This window comes from Bowmanella pacifica (assembly GCF_014645355.1).
GTDB lineage: Bacteria > Pseudomonadota > Gammaproteobacteria > Enterobacterales > Alteromonadaceae > Bowmanella > Bowmanella pacifica.
This window is the reverse complement of record NZ_BMLS01000014.1, coordinates 1-1,300: the sequence shown is the minus strand read 5'-3', so window position 1 is coordinate 1,300 and position 1,300 is coordinate 1. Positions and strand designations below refer to the sequence as shown.

Annotated in this window: 1 rRNA gene; it reads left to right on the top strand. The window is 53.9% G+C overall.

Annotated elements, in window-relative coordinates:
- Positions 1 to 1,213, top strand: a 16S ribosomal RNA gene (locus IEX02_RS20265); the annotation flags it as partial.
- Positions 1,214 to 1,300 lie beyond the last annotated feature (87 nt).

Here is a 1,300-nt window from a genome sequence, read left to right as displayed (position 1 = left end):
ACGGCCCAGACTCCTACGGGAGGCAGCAGTGGGGAATATTGGACAATGGGCGCAAGCCTGATCCAGCCATGCCGCGTGTGTGAAGAAGGCCTTCGGGTTGTAAAGCACTTTCAGTGGTGAGGAAAGGTTGATGGTTAATACCCATCAGCTGTGACGTTAGCCACAGAAGAAGCACCGGCTAACTCCGTGCCAGCAGCCGCGGTAATACGGAGGGTGCGAGCGTTAATCGGAATTACTGGGCGTAAAGCGCACGCAGGCGGATTGTTAAGCTAGATGTGAAAGCCCCGGGCTCAACCTGGGAATTGCATTTAGAACTGGCAGTCTAGAGTCTTGGAGAGGGGAGTGGAATTCCAGGTGTAGCGGTGAAATGCGTAGAGATCTGGAGGAACATCAGTGGCGAAGGCGGCTCCCTGGCCAAAGACTGACGCTCATGTGCGAAAGCGTGGGTAGCGAACAGGATTAGATACCCTGGTAGTCCACGCCGTAAACGCTGTCTACTAGCTGTCTGTGGCTTTAAGTCGTGGGTAGCGCAGCAAACGCGATAAGTAGACCGCCTGGGGAGTACGGCCGCAAGGTTAAAACTCAAATGAATTGACGGGGGCCCGCACAAGCGGTGGAGCATGTGGTTTAATTCGATGCAACGCGAAGAACCTTACCTACTCTTGACATCCACAGAACTTGGTAGAGATACCTTGGTGCCTTCGGGACCTGTGAGACAGGTGCTGCATGGCTGTCGTCAGCTCGTGTCGTGAGATGTTGGGTTAAGTCCCGCAACGAGCGCAACCCTTGTCCTTAGTTGCCAGCCTTAAGTTGGGCACTCTAAGGAGACTGCCGGTGACAAACCGGAGGAAGGTGGGGACGACGTCAAGTCATCATGGCCCTTACGAGTAGGGCTACACACGTGCTACAATGGGCAGTACAGAGGGAAGCGAGACCGCGAGGTGGAGCGGATCCCTTAAAGCTGTTCGTAGTCCGGATCGGAGTCTGCAACTCGACTCCGTGAAGTCGGAATCGCTAGTAATCGCAGGTCAGCATACTGCGGTGAATACGTTCCCGGGCCTTGTACACACCGCCCGTCACACCATGGGAGTGGGATGCAAAAGAAGTAGTTAGCTTAACCTTCGGGAGGGCGATTACCACTTTGTGTTTCATGACTGGGGTGAAGTCGTAACAAGGTAACCGTAGGGGAACCTGCGGTTGGATCACCTCCTTACGAAAAGAGCTGCGCTTGTTAGCGTAGTGTTCACACAGATTGTTTTGTTGCCAAGAAGAACGAGCAAGATATTGGGTCTGTAGCTCA